Source organism: Rhodopirellula islandica, from assembly GCF_001027925.1.
Classification (GTDB): Bacteria; Planctomycetota; Planctomycetia; order Pirellulales; family Pirellulaceae; genus Rhodopirellula; species Rhodopirellula islandica.
The window spans coordinates 22,546-39,294 of sequence record NZ_LECT01000010.1 but is presented as its reverse complement, the minus strand read 5'-3'; the positions used below and the strand labels follow the sequence as shown (position 1 = coordinate 39,294).

Sequence of the window (16,749 nt, the reverse complement as noted above, 5' to 3'; positions counted from 1 at the left end):
GGGGAAGATCTTTGGCGTGTTGGTTGGCGATACCGTTGGCTGCCGGTTAATATATGGACTTTCGCGAGCAGCCTGCCAACGAGCGTTCCCCAGCGAGCGGTCTTGGAGAGCGGCGGCTCGCGGAAGCGGTCTGTGACCGCGCCCACCCTCCCCCTTCCCCCCGGCAGATGTTTCGCCCATGAAATCCCTCCGTTCTTCCACGTCAGCCCGCGGTTTTGCGAGCACGCACGCGGGAAACTCGTTGCCCCGGCTTCTTCGCTCGGTCACGTCGTCCATCGTCCAGCTGGGCGCCCTGTGTGGCGTGCTCGGATTGGGCCAACTTTCACTTTCAACCGTTTCGGCCGCCGGTTTGGGCGTCACTCCCCCCGAGCAATTCAAAGTCCCCGAAGGCTTCGAAGTGGAATTGCTGCACGAAGTCGCCGCGGACTCAGAAGGCTCGTGGGTCAGCCTGACCGTTGATCCCAAAGGCCGATTGATTGCCTGCGACCAATCCGGCGGGCTGTTCCGGATCGACATGAGCTCGGGCGAAGCCAAGGTCGAAAAACTCGAGATCGATTTCGTCGGTGCCCAAGGGTTGCTGTGCGCTTTCGGTTCGCTCTACGCCAACGTCAACGCTCGGGACCAGCCCTGTGGACTGTGGCGTTTGACCGACACCGATGGCGACGATCAGTACGACAAAAAGGAACACATCATTCCGCTCAATGGCGGCAGTGAGCATGGCCCGCACGCGTTGCTCGTGACGCCCGATGGCAAACGCATCGTCATGGTCGCAGGCAACAACACCAACCTGCCTGAAAAAATCGCTCACTCGCGAGTGCCCAAGGTTTGGGAAGAGGATCACCTGCTCGGTCGCATGCCCGATGCTCGCGGTCACAACGCCAACCGGATGGCACCCGGTGGATTCATCTGCTCGCTGAACCCGGATGGCAGCGAAGTGGAATTGATCGCGACCGGTTTCCGAAACCCCTATGACATCGCCCTGAACCGTCAAGGCGAGCTGTTCACATACGACGCCGACATGGAATGGGACGTCGGCACACCTTGGTACCGTCCCACACGAATCAATCACGTGATCAGCGGTTCCGAATTCGGATGGCGAAACGGCACCGGCAAATGGCCTGCCTACTACCCGGACTCGTTCGGATCCGCCGTGGATATTGGCCCTGGTTCGCCAACCGGCATCGTGTTCGGTTACGGAGCCAAGTTCCCAAAGAAGTACGAAAACGCTCTGTTCATTTCCGATTGGAGCTACGGCAACATCCACGCGGTTCATTTGACCGAAGACGGATCCAGCTACAGCGGCACCTACGAAACCTTCGCCACCGCTGCTCCCCTGCCCGTGACCGATTTGGTGATTCACCCCGACGGCGCGTTGTACTTTGCGATTGGCGGACGAGGCACGCAAAGTGGTCTGTACCGGATCAAGTACACCGGTGACATCGCCGCTGCCAACGCAGCGGAAGAGGTCATTGCTTTGTCAGACGAAGCCAAGCAGCTTCGTGAACTGCGTCAAAGCATCGAAGCACTGCACGTGGATGACGAAGATCTTCCCGTCAGTGCAGAGGACGCGATCCAGTTGGCAATCGAAAACCTGAGCCACGACGACCGTGCGATTCGTTTCGCCGCTCGGATTGCTTTGGAACACCGTTCGCCTGCGGCTTGGAAAGCAACCGTGCTGAGCCAGACTGACAGTGAAGCCAAGATTCTCGGCGTCGTCGCTTTGGCTCGCACCGGTGACAAAGCCGATCAAGCCGATGCGGTCAAAGCGTTGGCTTCGATTGACCTCGAGACGCTCACCGCCAGTCAAAAGATCGACTTCCTGCGTGCGGCTGGTTTGGTCGCGATGCGGTTGGGTGACTTCGATGCGGCTCAACGCGACGTGTTGATCGGCAAGATCCAAGGTCAGTTCCCCTCGGGCGTCGATTCGCTGGACCGCGAATTGGCAATCATGGCGATTTACCTCAACGTGCCCGGTTCGACCGCCGCCGTTGTGGCTGCTCTGGAAGATTCGCCCAGCCAAGAGAGCCAGATTCACTACGCGATGGCGTTGCGAGCGGCCAAAGAAGGCTGGAACATGGATCTGCGTCGCCAGTACTTGGCGTGGTTCAATGAAATGGCAACCGCTCGAGGTGGCATGTCGTTCGGCGGTTTCTTGGACAACATCAAAAAGGTCACGGTCGATGGCTTGTCCGATGCGGACAAAAAATCACTCGTCGAAGTGCTTGCGAAGCCAAAGCAAACGGACGAGGCTCCCGCCGGGCCACCTCGTGAATTCGTCAAGGAATGGAAGGTCGAGGATCTGGTCGATGTCGTCAGCGATGAGAGTCATCGTCCTGACTTTGCGAACGGCAAAGCCATGTTCGCAGCCGCGACCTGCTACAAGTGTCACCGCATGGGGCTGCAGGGCGGCATCCTCGGTCCTGATTTGACCAGTGCCGGTGGCAAGTACAGCCCGCATGACATGTTGGTTTCGATCATCGAACCCAGCAAAGTCATCAGCGATCAGTATGGCTCCACTCAGTTCTTGACCGAAGACGGCGACATCATCACCGGCCGCGTGATCAACATGCACGGCCAGGTCTTGAACGTGATGACCAACATGTTGGACCCATCGTCGTTGGCTCAAGTGGACCGCGAAAGCGTCATCCAAACGCGAGAATCCCAGGTCAGCATGATGCCCAACGGTTTGTTGGACACCCTGACGGCCGAAGAGATCGCTGACTTGGTGGCTTACTTGCGAGCCGGTGGCAACGCCAAGCACGCGATCTACACGCAACCAGTTGCCTCGCGATAATTCGTCCTCGAACGAACCGCACTGAGCACAACAATTCTGCGAACGACGAGCACCCCAAACGACTTCGGAAAGCCAGGCTTTCCGGAGTCGTTTTTTTTGTGCGCTGATGGCGACGCTTCAAGCAAGCCACACAGGCGAGCTTGGTTCCACGCCCTCGCCCCGGAGGGGCCGTCGCACTTAGCTCGGGGCGGAAGCCCCGAGACCAATGCCGAGAAACAAATGGTCGCCCCGGACGGGGCCGTCGTGGGGGGATGCCGTGTGGTCCCTCGCTGACGCGTTCGGATTGTGATGTCGTGGTGGTCGACGGTCTTGGAAGACCGTCGTACGGGGATTCGGAAGGTGGCTGACGCCTTGTCGTCGGACCGACGCCCAAACGACTCACTTCTTGTGCCATCACGCCTTCAGATGTTGGTTGAACCATGCCAGCGTTCGTTTCCAAGCCAGTTCGGCGGCGGCTTCGTCGTAGCGTGGGGTCGTGTCGTTGTGAAAACCATGATTGACGCCGGGGTAAACGTGTGACTCGTGAGGCACCTCGTTGGCTGCCAGGGCTTCGTTGAAAGCTTCTGCGCCGGCCATGATGCGGCGGTCAAGCTCCGCGTTTTGAATCGACAACGGCGTCTTGATCTTGGCCACGTCGGCGGCGTCCGGTTGGCTGCCGTAGAACGGCACCCCAGCGTCGAGCACGTCGGGCAAGCGGACGGCCAGTTGATTGACCACGCCTCCCCCAAAACAGAACCCAACCGCACCAACTTTCCCTGTCGAAAGCTTGTGCGTGTCGAGCAGCTTGGCCGCGGCAATGAAGTCTTCCGTCATCTCGCCACGGTCGCGGCGAGCCTGCATCGCACGTCCATCGTCGTCGTTGCCGGGGTAGCCGCCCAGCGGTGACAGAGCATCCGGAGCAAAGGCCAGAAAACCTGCAACAGCCAAGCGACGCGTGACATCGGCGATGTACGGATTGAGTCCCCGGTTCTCGTGAATCACCAAGACACTTGGGAACTTGTTGCCGGTCGCCGGACGGGCCAGCAGACCACTGATCTGCCCGCCGCCTTGAGGCGAGTCATACGTGATCGTTTCCGCTTTGATTCGCGGGTCCGTGGCGGGAACTTGCTCGGCCCAGGCGTAGTTCGGCGAAAGGCTTTCTTCGAGTGCTTCGACCGTGACGCCGCCAACCGCGAATGCGGCCAATCCCTTCATGTAGTCACGCCGAGTCAGTCGCCCGTGGGCGAAATCGTCATAAAGATCGAGGAGACGTTGGTCGAATTGGTTGGCTGTCTTGCGTTTCATCGATTGGGTTCCTGGTTACGAGTCAAGTTCAAAACACACCACTTCACGATCACTGGGTGGGTGCCCAGCGAGGGATCACGCCGTGATGCCGCTGGGCCGACCGAGTTGCGTTTTGTCGATTGGTTTGATTGGCCCAAGGCCATGAACATCATAGCCCTGGGCACCGCCCAGGGACGGTTTAGTGGTTGGTGGCTTCTTCCAACGGCGGTCGCTGAGGGCGATCGGGACGGCTGTCTTCGCGTTGACCGCCGGGGCCTCCGCGTCCGCCGCCTCGGCCACGATCACCGCCACCACCTCGGTTGCCGAATCCGCCGCGTCCAAAACCTCCGGGACCGCCACGTCCTTCTGGGCCACCACGGCCTCGATCGCCGCGCTGTGCGGTCTCATTGGAGTCGGCTGCTTCGGTGGCGGGGGCCGGATCGGCCGATTCATCGAAGGGACCGGCAACGACGCAGTACAGATGCTTGTTCGATCGGACGAACAACTTGCCGTTGCTCAGCGCGGGTGACCCGCTGAATGACTCTGTCTCGGTCGTGGTGCGATTGACCGCGAGTTGCTTCAGTTCATCCTGCACATCAACCACAAACATGTCGCCGTTGCCTTTGACGTAATAGAACTTCCCGTCCGCCACGATCGGCGACGCGTAGTCCGAGCCTCCGCGTCCACCGCTTGAACTGCGGCTTCCACCTGACAAGCGAACTCGATCTTCCATTTCGCCGGTCTCTGTGTTCGTGCGGGAGAGCACGTCGCTCGCGACCGAATAAACATAGCCATTGTATGCAACCGGCGTCGCGAATCGGCCTGCGTCGGAACCGGTCCACACCACATGGGAATCGGTCACGTCCCCTTGGCCTCCCGGTTGAACCGCCATCGATCCGCTGCCTCGACCGCCCACGACAATCACAACGCCCTTGTCCACGATCGCGCTGGTGTTGGCTTGGTCCGATTCACCCGCCTGAGCGAACCAGCGAAGTTTGCCGTTGTCAGGGTTGATTCCCCAAATCTCGCCAGGGACTCCCACGACCAGTTCCAGCTCATCGCTTTCCGTTTTCGCGAGCGCCGGTGTGCCCCACAAATTATCCAAGCCCTTGGCTTCCTGACGCCAAAGTTGTTTGCCTGTCGTTTTGTCGAGGGCCACGAGCGCTTGGCTTTCTGAAGACGCGGTCACGATGACTTTGTCGTCGTGCAGAATAGGACTGGACGCAGAACCCCAACGGTGCGGATCGGATTCGGTTCCCAGTGGGGTGTGCCACAATTGGTTGCCATCGAAATCAAACGCGAACGCACCGGTCTTTCCAAAGAACACGTACACGTTTTCACCATCCGACACCGGTGAGTGAGAGGCGTAACCGTGCGAAGGCACGCCTGCACCCGTGTAAGGATCCTCGGGCTGAACCGCATCGATCGATTTCTCCCAAATCATTTCGCCTGACTTGGCGTCGATGCAAACGAGATGTCGTTTCAGATCAGTGATGTCGCCAGGATTGGCTCGATCGAGCCCGTAACCGGAGTAGCAGGTCACAAAGACTCGATCGCCGACCACGATGGGGCTGGAGACGCCTGCTCCGGGAAGAGCCACCTTCCACTGCACGTTCTGCGTTGGGCTCCAGCGAACCGGAACCGGTTCACTGCTGGTTGCGACTCCCGATCCGTTCGGTCCGCGAAAGCGACTCCAGTCTTCGGCATCGACAATGGAGTCGCACAACACGAGCGACAAAAGAACGACCAAGTAACGTTGAAAACCGGTCATCGGTAGGAATCCTGGGAAAAGACTGTTCGAAAAGAAATCACGGGGGCTTCGTTGCACCGCGAGCCCATCGGGCCACGACAGAAAGTTTAGGGAAGTCGGCGGCCGGTTGGTGAAGCGATGTTTGGATCGATACAAAACTGCCCTTTGCCGCATCCAAACGGCGTCCATCAGCCGTCGGTGATCCCGACTTGGGCCGAACGATGCCGCTCGGACATTGAGTGGAACCCCGCAACATTGGCCAGGTTTCTACACTTCTCGGACAGCAATGCATGAGAAATGCCTGTCCGGAAAGCACCGTTGGGCCCATGATTTGCCCCGTGGCAGGCGGACTGGACGGCATCCAATCGCGGCAGATGCTGGCGTCTCAGATCCGCTCGAATCCGCCAGATTCCGTTGGCATCCGGCGGCGAACTTTTTGTAGGCTGCGGTTCAAAATGGCATGAACTACGAAAGATGGAGCCAAAGTGTCCGGGAATCGCCTCGATCCGCCGCCCGCCATGTGCCGCCTAAGTTCGGCCGGACGATTGCGCACGTGCATCGTCATTGGCGTCGTCACGGTGTTTTCGTCGCTTGCCTTTGCCGCACAACTTTCAGCCCAGCAACCCCCCGCAGTCCAGCCACCTGCACGTCAGCCACCTGCACGTCAAGAAAACGCGGCCCCCGCGGATCGCTATTGGGAAAGCCGATGGGAGTTTCGTGAGATCGATGTCGCCAAACTGTCCGAGCGACTGAAATCCATCGGGATCGATCTTGGCATCCCGTTGGAAGGCAACGTGACGGTGCAGTTTGATGTCGGCGTTCCATGGACCTCCCTCACCGACGGGGCCGCCTACCGTTTCGATGGAACACTGAGCAGTTCACGCTTGGTCGTCGACCGTTTCGGATTTCTCGATCTGCGAACCACGGTCAGCTATCGCGATGGCGTTGCGACGCTGAGTTCATTGACCGGCTCGACCGTCGAATCAAGCGAGACTTCCAACGATCCAACGAAAGGCGAGTTCACAGGAAGCGGATCACTTGAATTGGTCCCCCAAGGTGACGTGTCCGCAAAGTTGAAGGTGGACGACATCTCGCTCGCCCCCATCACAAAACTTGTCGCTTCTTTGTTCCCGTCCTACGAGCCAATGCTCCCGAAGGATGGTGAGCTCTCCGGAGTCGTGCAGTTTCGAGCTCCCATCCACCGTATCGACGACATCGCCAGCTACGACTTGGAGGGAACCCTTCAAGCCGACGCCCTGGAACTTGGTGGATTGCCGCCGGCGGATTTGAAGGTCGGCAAAGTGGTCATGCGAGACGGTCGTCTGCGAGCCGACAAGATCGATCTACAAACAACACCGACGTCCAATCCCTCCGCCGTTCGGATGATCGGCCAAGCGGATCTTCCGCTGACCGGCAATGGACCGTTCTCCTTTGAGGTGGCCGCGGACGACCTTCCGATCGGGCAGGTGTCCGAATGGATCGCCGCCTCTGAAGCATCCGAACAAGAAGGACTCGTTCAGGGCAAACTTGATTTTCGAATCCAAGGGACAGGCGAACTGAGCGACCGGGCGGAACAACTGCAATGGAACATCGCTGGTTCACTGGCGTCTCCATCGATCGAAGTGGCAGGAGTCGATCTCGGCTCATTCGAACACGATGTTCGCTTCACGCCAACCAACTTTGCTCTCACTCCGCGGCGGCAAAGTTCCGATCTCCCCGCACGCTTCAAGGTGCATCGTGTCGAGTCCGAATATCAATTCACTGAGACCGCTTTTGAATTGACATCGCTGACCGCCACCTTGTTCGGCGGTCAAGTCTCCGGCCAAGCAACCGTGCCTCGCCGCGACCAAGAAGACCTCGTCGTGGATCTCAATTTTCGCGACATTCGACCTGAGCTACGACTTCCTGTTTCAGACTCCATTGAACTCAAAATCGCATCGACGCTGTCCGGCGTGATCGATTGGAAAGTCCCTTTGAAGCAACTCACCGATCCGGTTGCGCATCGCGGGTCGGCGGAGTTGATTGCTTCGTCCATCATGCTGGGCGATGCTTCGATCGGTGATTTGACCGCGAACGTTTCCGCCAACCAAGGTGAATTCCAGTTCGATTTGAACGGCGACCTCTTCGGCGGAACCGTCCAAGGCAACTCCACCGCACAACTGGTTGCTTCGGATCAGTGGAATGATTTGCCCGCACGACTCCAAGCGTCACAACTGAAGTTTGATGGAGTGTCGTTGGACGCGTTGGTTGATTTGTTGGCACGTCGAAAGATGGGGCTGACCGGAAAGGCAACCGGCAATGTCTCGGTCAACTTCGCATCACCAAGCGGACTTGGCAGAGTGATACCAGGCACTGTGATTCCAGACACAACGATTCCGGACACCACGATCGATCTCGAGCTGTCGCAGCTCAAGTATCGTGCTCAGCCGCTTTCAAGAAAACTTCGATTGGCTGGCCGAATTGAAAACGACGTGCTCCGGATTCAGTCTCTCAGAGGCGACTACGCGGACGGTTCCGTCAGCCTGCATGGACTGGTTTATTTAGTTGATGGCGACGGACGGATTCACCCGCGATTCGACACGCGATTGGTGGCATCCCGCGTGGATTTGAAACGCGGACTGTGGTTCATTGGCGAGACCGCGAACAGCTTTGCTGGACGAGTGTCTGGCAAGACGACCGTCACCGGACACACCGAGTCGATGCGGGTGCGAGGTAACGTCGATGGACGAGACCTGGACATCTACGGCCTTCCCGCTGGCAACGCTCACAGTTCGATCGTTGCGACCGCGGATTTTCCATCATCCAAATGGAGCGTCGACTTTCCCTCGGTGCGTTCCCGCGTTGGAGGAGGGCAATTGGAAGGCGGTTTGCTACTTTCGTCGGGCCGCTCTGGCGGTGTCGACCTGACCAGCCACTGGAAGACCCGGCGAATGGACATCGTTCGGTTGACGGATCAGCTTGGTCGATCCAGTTCACTGGCCAGCGGTGAAATTTCTGGCGAGATTTCACTGCGTGGGAAATCCATTCAATCCATCGATGATTTGTCCGGACGCTTTGATTTCAAGCTGGGCGACACTCGCGGTGCGGCGGTGCCAGGGTTGCTTGCTGCCTCGCGTTTCCTTGGACCGATCTCGCTGGCCAACCAGTCGTTCGATGTGGGCGAAGCCAAAGGCATCCTTGGCCAAGGAGTCGTCGTGCTGGATGAGTTCTGGCTGGGGTCGGACAACGCGCTCGTGCAAGCGGATGGCAAGGTTTACTTGCGGAGCGGGCGATTGGATTTGAACGCGTTGATTGCGACGGGTGACTATCGCGACATCGCAGCAAACTTTACCCAATTGGCACAAGAGTACGCTCTTCGCTCGCTTCTTCCCACTTCCGCGATCCTCAGCGTCTCGGAATTGCTTCGCGACCGGACGCTGGTCGTGGCCGTGATGGGATCCACTCAAAATCCGATCGTGCGACTGCGTCCTGTCGAAACATTCCGCGAAGAAACGGCTCGATTCCTTCTTCGCGAAGGCCAACGATTGATTCTGACGGGAATCACCGCCGGCGCCGTCGATGGCGTAGACGGCGGATTTTAAGCAGGTCGGCAGGAGTCTTTCGGCATTTGAAATGTCTTGGCAAGCGTGGTTGCTTCCACGTCCAACCGGGGCTAACGCCCAAACGGCTCACATGGTTCTACCCGATCATTCCTGCCGACCTGCTTAAGTCTGCTTGCGTTCGAAAACGCTGATTGATTCGCGTGAACGTTGAACCGCGGCGAGGTTTGCGGGTTGTGATGATCACCACGGTCTTCGTGAATCAGTCACGCCAGTTCTGTTCTTTGAGCCGATTGTTCGTAGGGAAAGGATTCCACGGCAAGAGGTAATAGGATGAGTTGTTCTGGTCATCAGATTCTGTTCACGCTTGGTTGCTTGCTCGCAATGGCCAGCACCGGTTGCAGCACGCTGGGGCTATCGCTGTATCCGTCCGGCGCGACGCTCACCAGCGAAGCAAAGGAGGTGCTCAATGCCTCTCGAATCCCTGGCGGAATCGCTCGAGAGAATGCCAAGCAAGTCTTGCCACCGCGAGCCTTGCAGCCGGGGGATGCTCTGTTGATCGAGCCCATCAATCTGGAACGCGACCTGCGATTGCCGGCCGACCAAGTCGTCTTGGCGGACGGAACCTTGGACTTGGGGCCTTACGGACGCGTCATCGTGGCCGGCCGCGATCTCGAGCAGGCGGAATCACTCATCGAGCAACAGATCGCTCACCAGATTCGTCAGCAGGAATCCGACTGCCAACAATTACGTAGCGAACAAGCAGCCAGCGAACAAGGTTCGGAATCGAACCGGTCAGAACCGATGCCCGAGGATTGCGACGCCATCGCAGTCAACGTTCGGCTTCTCGAACCAGTCGATCGCTTTTATGTGCTGGGTGAAGTCAACGCCCCGGGGGCGTATCCGCTGTCCGGCTCAGAAACCGTGCTCGATGCGATCGTGTCAGCGGGCGGTTTGACGTCCAGCGCCAATCCGTGCCAAATCCTGTTGGCTCGGCCAACCGATCCCTGTGAATGCCGCGTCACCTTGCCGGTTTGTTACCGCGAAATCGTTCAAATGGGAAACACGGCGACGAACTATCAGATCCAACCCGGTGATCGCGTTTTCGTCGCGTCGCGAAGCTGTTTGGATGAGCTGATGTTTTGGCGAGGCAGCCGTCCGTGCGAACGTTGTTCCGGATGCAACCGTGCCTGCCGCAACCCCGAGTACGTCACCGCCAAACCCATGGCCATGGTTCACGACGCCATGATTCCTCCCGGCAGTGTCGGCTGGATGCGATTGGCAAACGAGAGGTCACAAGTGGGAGGTCTCGTGGAGCCGGACAACATTCCGGCGGACCAAGACGCCAACCTGAGCGACTACCTCAACACGCAAGACGCCCAAGGCAATCACGCCGGCCCGACCAGCGATGCGGACGTCGACGGCGAACTCGAGTTTGCTCCACTCTCGCAGTAACCCGTCGCCATCCAGCCGGTTGAGTGAATTCGTTTCGCAGATGCAGCGTTCAGCCGGTGGGCATTGGTCCACGGTTGCCGGAGACGAACCGGATGCGATCGCGTTCCGGCTGACTCAATCAACAGGCTGAATCGGAACGATGTGTCATCATGTGGTGAAAGGTCGGCAACGCCGCCAACCGGATCAATCATCATGCCAGCCCATCCGGCAACTGCACGGCGCGTTGAAGACCGACTCGGTTCAATGCTCGCTCAATCGATTCAGCCAAATGATCTGGGATATCGCTCGTTGCATCGCTCAATAGTTTTCTCTGCGACCACCAACCCAAGATCGGTCGAATAGAAAACATCGCCATCCCAGCGAGCCAACCGGGCACCAACACCCGCAGATGCCAGCTTGACTCGAACTCAACCGGACTGGCAGGTTGCTCATCATGGTCGCAGAGTCGATGGACCTCGACAGGGTGTGCCATGTTGCCAACGGACACAGCCCCATCGCCAGCTTTCCCAAGCACGCCAAACGATGACGTCGCTTGGCTGAGTCTGGCAGTAAAGAACGAATGGCGGCAATGCCGATCGCGATCAATGCAAATTGCCAAACGCTGTTGAGCAACACCCATCCCAGTTGTGTTGCCCAAGTGGATTCCATCCAACTATTCATCGCTGCGATTCTCCATTTCAGTGAGGATCTGACGGATCTCTTCGATGTCGCTTTGCCTTGCCTTGCTGTTCGAAAGTGCGTTGAGAACCAAGCTCGACACGGATCCTTCAAACACCTTGGTCGCCAAATCTTTTAGCAAGCCCTTGCCCATTCGCTCGCGGCTCCAAGCCGCTCGATACAAATGGGGACGTTGCGTTTCGTCTCGCTTGACCAGGCCTTTGCCCAACATGACCGACAACATTTTCATGGTGGTCGAGTAGTTGGTGCCTCGTTCACGAGACAGGTGCTCGTGAATCACACCCACACCGCAGGCACCGTGTTCCCACAGCACCCGCAAAATTTGCAGTTCAACAGCGGTAGGGGTAGCACTGGAAGAGCGGGCCATCTGAAATCCAAACGCGTCGTCTGAAAGCGAAAGATTTCGCTGAGTCAAGGGATGCTCCGATAGCGGACGCAGGACGGGAGCGATTCGCGAGACCAGGACGGGAGCATGGAAGACAAACGCGAACCGTCTGTGTGCGGAATGGACACACTGACCGCGCGCTCATCGACTTTTTGACCGACACGGCGTCCGCGATTGGCAACCAAGCTTGGTGCGCGATTGGGCACACGTTTTACGGGGGATGGGAGCGGATGAGAGGTTCATCGCCGCTTGTTTGGCCGCTGAGCCCAGGTCCCGGTATAAAGATTGCGGAACTCGAAAAGAGGTGGGGCAAACGCCAATCCGACCTCGAGTGCCTTTCCATCGAGCTTCATGGTTCCGATGACGACTCGTAATCTGGGACCCAAGAACATGCCAAAACTCATTCGTTCCATCCTCTTCGCCGGTGTGCTCAGTGGCATTGCAGCAGGCTATTGGTACTGGCGTTCTGGGCAGGATCATCAGGGGACCAGCGAACTCGTTCTGTACGGCAACGTTGAAGTTCGCCAAGTGGAGTTGGCAATCAACGGGAGCGAGCGAATCGCGGAACTGAAGGTCGAAGAGGGCGACCGTGTCACCACCGGTCAGTTGCTGGCCAAGTTGAACACCGAGCGACTGGAGCATGTCGTTGCTCGCGCCCAGGCCATCGTCGACGCGCAGAAGCAGGTCGTCGCCCGACTCGAAGCGGGGTCGCGAAAGGAAGAAATTGCCAAGGCGCTTGCGGATGTCGAGGAAGCCCAGGCAACCGCGGTCGACAAAGAACGCACCATCGCACGGCTTCGCAAACTTCTGAAATCCAACGCGGCCTCGCAACAAGAAGTCGACGATGCCCTGGCGGAATACAATTCGATCCAAGCCAGCATCCGATCGCTGCAAGCGGTGGCGGACTTGGTCCTCGCTGGTCCTCGAGAGGAGGACATCGCCGAAGCCAAGGCGACGCTCAAACGCTATGAAGCGGAACTGGCACAGGCAGAACATGATTTGGATGATGCGTCGCTATACGCGCCGTCTGTCGGTGTTATCCAGACCCGAATCCTGGAAGTGGGCGACATGGCATCACCGCTGAAACCGGTCTTCACGATGGCACTCAACGATCCCCTTTGGGTGCGAGCCTATGTATCGGAGTCCGACCTGGGCAAGATTGCCGAAGGCATGACCGCCACCGTTGTCACGGACAGCTTTCCAGACAAAGGTTACCCGGGATGGATCGGGTTCATCTCACCGTCAGCCGAGTTCACCCCCAAGCCCGTCGAAACGAGTGAACTGCGGACCAAGTTGGTCTATCAAGTTCGTGTCTTCGTCAAAAATCCCGACAATGAATTGCGGCTGGGGATGCCTGCGACGGTCAAGATCCCGCTCAACCAAACGGTCGACGAAGCCAACGAAGTGGAGCCCGATGGCACGAGCATTGTGACGCGACCATGAGCAGCGAAGGACTCGTTGTTTCGTCGCCCAACCGCGGCGAAGTCGCCTTGCATTTGAACGATGTGACAAAGAACTTCCAGGCGGGAAAGCGGACCGTCACAGCGCTGCGTGATTTGCAGTTCAGTGTCGCCACAGGAAAGATCACCGGACTGATTGGGCCCGATGGTGCCGGCAAAACCACAGTGATGCGACTGGCCACCGGGATTCTGCAGGCGGATCGTGGAACGGTCACCGTGCTGGGACTCGATGCTGCCCGGCAATCATTGCAGGTCCAAGCCACGGTGGGCTACATGCCACAGCGGTTCGGTCTGTACGAGGATTTAACGGTCCAGGAAAACTTGGATCTGTACGCCGATCTTCAAGGGGTTCCGCTCGACGTTCGACCGACGCGATTCACCGAGTTGATGCACATGACCGGTCTGGCCCCGTTCACCAACCGACTGGCGGGGAAATTGTCCGGCGGCATGAAGCAAAAACTCGGTTTGGCCTGCACGTTGATTCATCCACCGCAACTGCTCTTGTTGGATGAACCCACCGTCGGCGTCGATCCTGTCTCACGGCGAGAACTTTGGACGATCGTCGAACGCTTCGTGCGTGAAGAGGGCACCACGGTGCTGCTCAGCACGGCCTACTTGGATGAAGCCGAACGTTGTGACGAAGTGATCATGCTGGACGAAGGGCAACTGCTGGGACAGGGACCGCCCACTCAGTTCAGCGAGCCTTTGACCGGGCGTGCCTTTCAAGTGCAAATCCCAGGTCGCAAAAACCGTGACGTCCAAGAGCAGTTGGCTGGCCAAGCAGGCGTGACCGACGCGGTGATCCAAGGTGACTCCGTCCGCTTGATTGTGGAAGGCAACGTGGATGCGTCCGTCGAAAAGTGGTTTCCCAATGATCCCAATGCATCCATCACCGCGGTGCCGCCACGATTTGAAGACGGTTTCATCGCGATGCTTCATGAACGCCGCGAACGTTCCTCGGCAGTCGAGGTTCCATCAAAGAGGCCTCCCCTCATTTTACTCGACCCATCCGGAGAGAAGTCGAAGGCGAATGTCCCTGAGCCGCTGATCAAGGTTCAGGAAGTCGAGCGTCAGTTCGGCGATTTCTATGCGGTCAAGCGAGTGACGTTTGATGTCGCGCCCGGCGAAGTCTTTGGCTTGCTGGGCGCCAATGGTGCCGGCAAGACGACGTTGTTCCGGATGCTTTGTGGCTTGCTCCCTGCCACGGGCGGAACCTTGCAAGTCGCAGGGGTCGACGTTCGCAAAGCCGCCGCGACCGCTCGTGCCAAGATCGGCTACATGTCTCAAAAGTTTTCGCTGTATGGCACGCTCAGTGTCGCTGACAACCTGCGATTCTTCAGCAGTGCTTACGGATTGCGTGGCAGTCGTCGACGGGAACGAATGGAATGGGCCACGCATGAGTTTGAGCTGCAGGCGATCGCGGACGACAACAGCGGCGGCCTGCCACTGGGCTACAAGCAACGCTTGTCGTTGGCTTGTGCGTTGATGCATGAACCCGAGATTCTGTTTCTGGATGAGCCAACGTCCGGCGTTGATCCGCTGACCCGGCGAGAGTTTTGGCATCGCATCAATTCGCTGGCCGCATCCGGTGTCACGGTGTTGGTCACGACGCACTTCATGGAAGAAGCCGAGTACTGCGACCGCATGGCCATCATGATGTCGGGCGAAATCCTAGCACTGGGCACTCCCGCCGAAATCAAACATCAATCAGCGAACCAGTCCAATCCCAATCCGACCATGGAAGAGGCCTTCATTCAGTTGATTGAATCTCCAATGAGCGAGATTTCACTTGGAACCGCCGCAGCAGGATCACGATCATGAACGAGCAACAGACGAACGAAGCACTTCTCAGTGACGGTTACGACCGCGCGATCGCGTTGTTGCGCGAGTGCAGCAGCGAAGATGGGTTTCTGGCCAGTCCCTCGCTGCGTGACAATTACCGTCGAGTGTGGGCGCGGGACGGAGTGATCATGGGGCTTGCCGCCTTGATGACGGGGGACCGTGAGTTGGTGGGCACTTTGCGCCACACGTTGGTGACCTTGGCTCACCACCAGGGGCCGCAAGGTGAGATTCCGAGCAACGTGGACACCGCGGCAGGTCGTGTCAGCTATGGCGGTACAACGGGGCGGGTGGATGCGGACCTGTGGTTCCTCATCGGTTGTTGCCAATACTGGCACGCCACTGGCGATGACGACTTCCTCAACGACATGCTGCCGGTCATGGAACGCGTGCGATTCCTCCTCGGTGCCTGGGAATTCAATAACCGTGGGCTGTTGTACGTGCCTCAGACCGGCGATTGGGCGGACGAGTACATTCACCACGGCTATGTGCTCTACGATCAACTGCTTTACTTGCAAGCCCAGCAAGACCTGTGTGCGGTCCATCGTCATTTGCATGAATCGTCGGATCACGTCTTGGAAGAAAAAACGACTCACCTCAAACATGTGATTCGTGACAACTATTGGTTCGACGATGGGAACGAGCTTCCCGATGATGTGTACCACGAAGTGCTCTACCGCAAAGGCAAGGCCGCAGCCTGCGATCACTGTGCTAATCACCACTGGATGTCGTTTTTTTCACCGCAGGGATACGGTTACCGGTTTGACTCCTTGGCCAACGTGCTCGTTTCGTTGCTGGACGTGGCCGACGATCAGCAGCGTGCCCGCGTGGATGCGTTCCTCATCGATGAAGGCGTCGTTCCCGATGACATGTCAGTGATGCCCGCTTTTTATCCCGTGATCCAGCCGGTGGATGAGGACTGGCGTGATTTGCAGATGAGTTTCTCATACACGTTCAAGAATCAACCGCACGAGTATCACAACGGTGGTCTCTGGCCCATGGTCACGGGGTTTTATGTGGCCGACCTGGCGGCCCGAGGCAAGCAGGACGAGGCACGGAGGTATCTGCTGGGAATCCATCGAGCCAATGCCTTGGAAATGGATGGCGATCCGTGGAGTTTTCCCGAATATGTGCACGGTCAACGGTTCACCGCTGGAGGAACGCGTCACCAGGGCTGGAGTGCCGCGGGTGCCGTCATCGGTCATCACGCCCTGGAAGGCACGCCTCTATTCAGAGCGGGCAAATCATGACTGAAACCCTTCGTGCAACGAGGACGTGCTGCGTTCTCGCTCAGCCATTTTTAGCGTCTCGCGAATTTGCACTCCTCAGCCCGAAGCGGCCAGACGCTGTCGCATGCAGGTCGTGCCGTTCATCGAGGCCGCGTTTTAGCGGGTTTCAGCATTTGAGAACCTCTCCCGAAACGAAGTTTTGGGGGAGGTCGAGCGACGCCGTTCAGGCGTACGCGAGGGAGGGGGCCGAGCATGGGAAGCGGTGTGGATTGCCCTCCCCCGGAAATCTCGCTGAACGCTCGCTTTCCGACCCCTCCCGCGCCGCGGGTGGGGTTCTCAAGACGTTCCTGGCACAGC

10 protein-coding genes are annotated in these 16,749 nt (G+C 58.3%); 6 read left to right on the top strand and 4 right to left on the bottom strand.

Annotation, left to right across the window (positions count from 1 at the left end; genetic code table 11):
* Positions 1-241: 241 nt before the first annotated feature.
* Complete coding sequence (locus RISK_RS04595) at positions 242-2,794, top strand: c-type cytochrome (RefSeq protein WP_047813152.1); 2,553 nt, start codon at positions 242-244, stop codon at positions 2,792-2,794.
* 393 nt (positions 2,795-3,187) lie between these two features.
* Here the strand turns inward: RISK_RS04595 and RISK_RS04590 are convergent, their stop codons facing one another.
* On the bottom strand, positions 3,188-4,078 hold the full coding sequence (locus RISK_RS04590; RefSeq protein WP_047813092.1) for a dienelactone hydrolase family protein: 891 nt from the start codon (positions 4,076-4,078) through the stop codon (positions 3,188-3,190).
* Between the two features lie 178 nt (positions 4,079-4,256).
* Positions 4,257-5,828: an outer membrane protein assembly factor BamB family protein gene (locus tag RISK_RS04585; protein ID WP_047813091.1), complete on the bottom strand. Its 1,572-nt coding sequence runs from the start codon at positions 5,826-5,828 to the stop codon at positions 4,257-4,259.
* 524 nt (positions 5,829-6,352) lie between these two features.
* Here RISK_RS04585 and RISK_RS04580 point away from each other — a divergent pair.
* Together RISK_RS04580 and RISK_RS04575 are read left to right on the top strand one after the other, a co-directional pair.
* Positions 6,353-9,388, top strand: a complete 3,036-nt coding sequence (locus tag RISK_RS04580) for an AsmA family protein (protein WP_047813151.1) — start codon at positions 6,353-6,355, stop codon at positions 9,386-9,388.
* 291 nt (positions 9,389-9,679) lie between these two features.
* Positions 9,680-10,801, top strand: a complete 1,122-nt coding sequence (locus RISK_RS04575) for a polysaccharide biosynthesis/export family protein (protein ID WP_047813090.1) — start codon at positions 9,680-9,682, stop codon at positions 10,799-10,801.
* Positions 10,802-11,098: 297 nt separating this feature from the next.
* On the opposite strand, the gene RISK_RS04570 is transcribed toward RISK_RS04575, so the two are convergent.
* Both RISK_RS04570 and RISK_RS04565 read right to left on the bottom strand, forming a co-directional pair.
* Positions 11,099-11,461 (bottom strand): hypothetical protein, encoded by a 363-nt coding sequence (locus tag RISK_RS04570; protein ID WP_236696019.1) that lies wholly within the window; start codon positions 11,459-11,461, stop codon positions 11,099-11,101.
* Positions 11,454-11,846 (bottom strand): BlaI/MecI/CopY family transcriptional regulator, encoded by a 393-nt coding sequence (locus tag RISK_RS04565; RefSeq protein ID WP_047813088.1) that lies wholly within the window; start codon positions 11,844-11,846, stop codon positions 11,454-11,456. Before RISK_RS04565 ends, RISK_RS04570 begins: the two co-directional genes overlap by 8 nt.
* A gap of 408 nt (positions 11,847-12,254) precedes the next feature.
* Between RISK_RS04565 and RISK_RS04560 the strand changes: the two genes are divergently transcribed.
* The 3 genes from RISK_RS04560 to RISK_RS04550 are packed head-to-tail and all read left to right on the top strand — an operon-like array spanning position 12,255 to position 16,413.
* Positions 12,255-13,307, top strand: a complete 1,053-nt coding sequence (locus RISK_RS04560; protein WP_047813150.1) for an efflux RND transporter periplasmic adaptor subunit — start codon at positions 12,255-12,257, stop codon at positions 13,305-13,307.
* The gene (locus tag RISK_RS04555; RefSeq protein WP_083434776.1) at positions 13,304-15,145 is read left to right on the top strand and encodes an ATP-binding cassette domain-containing protein; all 1,842 of its coding nucleotides are present in this window, start codon (positions 13,304-13,306) and stop codon (positions 15,143-15,145) included. The genes RISK_RS04560 and RISK_RS04555 overlap by 4 nt, the downstream gene beginning before the upstream one ends.
* Positions 15,142-16,413, top strand: a complete 1,272-nt coding sequence (locus RISK_RS04550; RefSeq protein ID WP_047813087.1) for an amylo-alpha-1,6-glucosidase — start codon at positions 15,142-15,144, stop codon at positions 16,411-16,413. The genes RISK_RS04555 and RISK_RS04550 overlap by 4 nt, the downstream gene beginning before the upstream one ends.
* Positions 16,414-16,749 lie beyond the last annotated feature (336 nt).

Bases quoted from the DNA above. Each gene is read 5' to 3' on its own strand.
- RISK_RS04555 (WP_083434776.1), top strand. From the start codon at position 13,304: ATGAGCAGCGAAGGACTCGTTGTTTCGTCGCCCAACCGCGGCGAAGTC.
- RISK_RS04570 (WP_236696019.1), bottom strand. From the start codon at position 11,461: ATGAATAGTTGGATGGAATCCACTTGGGCAACACAACTGGGATGGGTG.
- RISK_RS04590 (WP_047813092.1), bottom strand. From the start codon at position 4,078: ATGAAACGCAAGACAGCCAACCAATTCGACCAACGTCTCCTCGATCTT.
- RISK_RS04565 (WP_047813088.1), bottom strand. From the start codon at position 11,846: ATGGCCCGCTCTTCCAGTGCTACCCCTACCGCTGTTGAACTGCAAATT.
- RISK_RS04560 (WP_047813150.1), top strand. From the start codon at position 12,255: ATGCCAAAACTCATTCGTTCCATCCTCTTCGCCGGTGTGCTCAGTGGC.
- RISK_RS04550 (WP_047813087.1), top strand. From the start codon at position 15,142: ATGAACGAGCAACAGACGAACGAAGCACTTCTCAGTGACGGTTACGAC.
- RISK_RS04585 (WP_047813091.1), bottom strand. From the start codon at position 5,828: ATGACCGGTTTTCAACGTTACTTGGTCGTTCTTTTGTCGCTCGTGTTG.
- RISK_RS04575 (WP_047813090.1), top strand. From the start codon at position 9,680: ATGAGTTGTTCTGGTCATCAGATTCTGTTCACGCTTGGTTGCTTGCTC.